Here is a 4,002-nt window from a genome sequence, read left to right on the forward strand (position 1 = left end):
CCGGCCCCGCGCCGGCCACGCGGCCGGGCCGGGCGCCGCTCAGCCGGTCCGGGTGAGGGCGACCGTCACCTTCGCCCCGTCACCGACGGTCCCGGGATACCCGCCGGGGGCCTCGCCGTAGGAGACCCCGGTGGCCAGGGTCTCGTTCGCCAGGAAGTCCTCGTGGGACCGGACCGCGTCGGTCACCTCGGCGGGGGCGTCCACCGTCAGGCCGATCCGGTCGGCCACGTCGAGCCCCGCGTCCCGGCGGGCCTGCTGCACCACCCGGACCAGGTCGCGCACCACACCCTCGGCGGCCAGTTCGGGTGTGACCGCCGTGTCGAGCGTGACCAGTCCCGAACCGCCGGGCAGTTCGGCGGCCGCCCCGGGATCGGTGGCGACCAACCGCCGCTCGTACTCCCCCTCCTGCAGTTCGACACCGGCGGCGACGACCGCGCCGTCCGGGGTGGTCGTCCAGTCCCCCGCCTTGACCGCCTTGATCACCTTCTGCACGTCCTTGCCGAGCCGGGGCCCCGCGGCGCGCGCGTTGACCGCGACCTCGAACCCGCCGTGCGCGGCGACATCGGTGGTCAGCTCGACCGACTTGACGTTCACCTCGTCCCGGACGATGTCGGCCAGCGGCCGCAGCTGTTCGGCGTCCCCGGCGGCCACCAGCAGCTTCGCCAACGGCAACCGCACCCGCAGCTTGTTCGCCTTGCGCAGCGACAGCGCCGACGAGCAGACCTGCCGCACCCGGTCCATCGCCGACACCAGCGCCGGATCGGCGGGCAGTTCGTCGACCAGCGGCCAGTCGCACAGGTGCACCGACCGGCCGCCCGTCAGCCCACGCCAGACCGCCTCGGTGGTCAGCGGCAGCAGCGGGGCCGCGGTCCGGCAGACCACCTCCAGCACCGTGTGCAGGGTGTCGACGGCGTCCGCCTCGCCCGCCCAGAACCGGTCCCGGGACCGGCGCACATACCAGTTGGTGAGCACCTCGAGGAACTCCCGGACCCGCGCACACGCACCCGCGATGTCGTAGCCGTCCATCGCCGCGCCGACGTCGGTCACCAGTTCGTGCGCCTTCGCGAGCAGGTACCGGTCCAGCACGTGCTCCGAGTCAGTGCGGACCCGCCCGGTGATCCCCTCGGCCCCCGCGTACAGCGCGAGGAAGTAGTACGAGTTCCACAGCGGCAGCACCGCCTGCCGCACCGCGTCCCGGATGCCCTTGTCGGTGACGATCAGGTTGCCGCCGCGCAGGATCGGGCTGGCCATCAGGTACCAGCGCATCGCGTCCGAGCCGTCCCGGTTGAACACCTCGGTGACGTCCGGGTAGTTGCGCAGCGACTTGGACATCTTCTGCCCGTCCGAGCCGAGCACGATGCCGTGCGAGACGCACGTGCGGAACGCGGGACGGTCGAACAGCGCCGTGGCGAGCACGTGCAGCGTGTAGAACCAGCCGCGGGTCTGGCCGAGGTACTCGACGATGAAGTCGCCGGGATAGTGGTGCTCGAACCACTCGGCGTTGTCGAACGGGTAGTGGACCTGCGCGAAGGGCATCGACCCCGAGTCGAACCACACGTCCAGCACGTCCGGCACCCGGCGCATCGTCGCCGCACCGGTCGGGTCGTCCGGGTTCGGCCGGGTCAGCGCGTCGATGTGCGGGCGGTGCAGATCGGCGGGGCGCTGCCCGAAGTCCCGTTCGAGTTCGTCGAGCGAGCCGTAGACGTCCACCCGGGGATGGTTCGGGTCGTCCGAGACCCACACCGGGATCGGTGTGCCCCAGTACCGGTTGCGCGAGATCGACCAGTCCCGGGCGTTCTCCAGCCACCGGCCGAACTGGCCGTCCTTGACGTGCTCGGGGTACCAGGTGATCTGCTGGTTCAGCTCGACCATGCGGTCCCGGAACCGGGTGACCGCCACGAACCACGACGACACGGCCCGGTAGATCAGCGGGTTCCGGCAGCGCCAGCAGTGCGGGTACGCGTGCTCGTAGGTCTCGTGCCGCAGCAGCACCGCACCCTGCCGCGCCGCCGAACCCGTGCCGTGCTTGAGGTCGCGGATGATGTCGGCATTGGCGTCGAAGACGTTGCGGCCCTCGTAGTCGGGCACTTGCGCGTCGAACCGTCCCTTGGCGTCGACCGGGGTGACCGGGACGATCCCGGCGGCGTCGGTGACCGCCTTGTCCTCCTCGCCGTAGGCAGGGGCGATGTGCACGATGCCCGTGCCGTCGTCGGTGGTGACGTAGTCGGCGGCGAGCACCCGGTGGGCGTTGGCCTGTCCGACGAAGTACGGGAACGGCGGCGCGTACCGCGCACCGAGCAGGTCGGTGCCCCGGTAGCGGGCGACGATCTCCGGATCCGCACCGAGTTCCCGCGCGTACGCGGACACCCGGGCCTCGGCGAGCACGAACCGCCTGCCGTCGTCGTCGCGCACGACGACGTAGTCCACGTCCGGGTGGACCGCGGTGGCCAGGTTCGACGGGACCGTCCACGGCGTGGTGGTCCAGACCAGCAGGTAGGCACCGTCAAGTTCGGCGAGGGCGCCGTCGTTGCCCTCCACGCGGTAGCCGAGGGTAACGGCCGGGTCCTGCCTGCTCTGGTAGACGTCGTCGTCCATCCGGAGCTCGTGATTGGACAGCGGCGTCTCGTCGCGCCAGCAGTACGGCAGCACCCGGTACCCCTCGTACACCAGGCCGGAGTCCCAGAGCCGCTTGAACGCCCAGATCACCGACTCCATGTAGGAGACGTCCAGGGTCTTGTAGTCGTTGGCGAAGTCCACCCAGCGCGCCTGGCGGGTGACGTACTCCTGCCACTCCGCCGTGTAGCGCAGCACCGACTCCCGGCAGGCACGGTTGAACTCGGCGATGCCCATCTCGTCGATCTGGGCCTTGTCGGTGATGCCGAGCTGCCGTTCGGCCTCGAGCTCGGCGGGCAGGCCGTGCGTGTCCCAGCCGAACCGGCGCTCCACCCGCCTGCCCCGCATGGTCTGGTAGCGGGGCACGATGTCCTTGACGTACCCGGTGAGCAGATGCCCGTAGTGCGGCAGGCCGTTGGCGAACGGGGGACCGTCGTAGAAGACGTACTCGTTGGCGCCGTGGGTACCGGCCTCCCGGTTGTCCACCGTCGCGGCGAACGTGCCGTCCGCCGCCCAGTACGCCAGGACGTCCTGCTCCAGCGCGGGGAACGACGGGTGCGCGGGGACCTGGTCGGCGTCCTGCTCGCCGACGGAAGCCTGGGGATACATCGTCGGGGTAGCTCCTCGCGGTTCGGCTGTCTCTCGCACGGGCCGCGCATCCGGCCGGCCCCCACGGGGACGAGACGGCGCCTGTCGGCAGGCGCGCGTACCGCGGTACCACCCCGCTTGCCCGCGCTCCACGGCACGGACCACTCGTTGCCCGGCGATGACGGGCCGGACCCGTCCGGTTCTACTGAGGTGCGCCCGCCCCGCCCGGAGGCGGTCCCGGAGGGCGGTCGTGCACCCGTTCTTCCGGAGGCTCCCCGGTGATGGCCGGATCGACGCCTGTGCCCCTCAGGTTAGCCGGTGTGCCCGGGCGGGTGCCGGGCACCCACCCGGATCGCACCCGGGACGGCCCACCTCACCTGCGGCCGGACCGGCGGCGGTGGGCCGCGGCGAGGGCCGCGTCCGGCCCACAACGCGCACAGGGGGTGAAGCCGAGCTCCCGCGCCTCCCGGGCGGGCAACGGGATCGTGGCGCGCTGTCCGAGCCATCCGCACTCGGCGAGGTGGTAGCGCGGGTACTCGTCGACCACCAGCACCTCCGCCTCCGACTCGGTGACCACGAGCACGTCGGTCGCGTCCGTGGCCTCCTCGGGTGGATCGGTGTCCCCGGCGGTCAGCTCCCCGGACGACACCAGCAGCGCGGTCCTGGGCGTGGCCTCCGTCGTTCCGGAGGCACGCTCCCGGCCCGCACCGCCGCCACCCGCGGTCCCCGGATCGACTCCCCCGGCCGGTCCGGTCCCGGTGGAGGCGGACCCCGCCGCGGTCGGGGACGCGCTCCGCTCCC

General features: G+C 72.3%; 1 protein-coding gene and 1 pseudogene. Both read right to left on the reverse strand.

What is annotated here, in order from left to right:
• Window positions 1–39 precede the first annotated feature (39 nt).
• Window positions 40–3,222: an isoleucine--tRNA ligase gene (gene ileS / locus SACPADRAFT_RS0202995; protein ID WP_007026786.1), complete on the reverse strand. Its 3,183-nt coding sequence runs from the start codon at window positions 3,220–3,222 to the stop codon at window positions 40–42.
• 352 nt (window positions 3,223–3,574) lie between these two features.
• A pseudogene (locus tag SACPADRAFT_RS25265) lies at window positions 3,575–4,002 on the reverse strand (hypothetical protein); the annotation flags it as partial.

The organism is Saccharomonospora iraqiensis subsp. paurometabolica YIM 90007 (assembly GCF_000231035.2).
GTDB lineage: Bacteria > Actinomycetota > Actinomycetes > Mycobacteriales > Pseudonocardiaceae > Saccharomonospora > Saccharomonospora paurometabolica.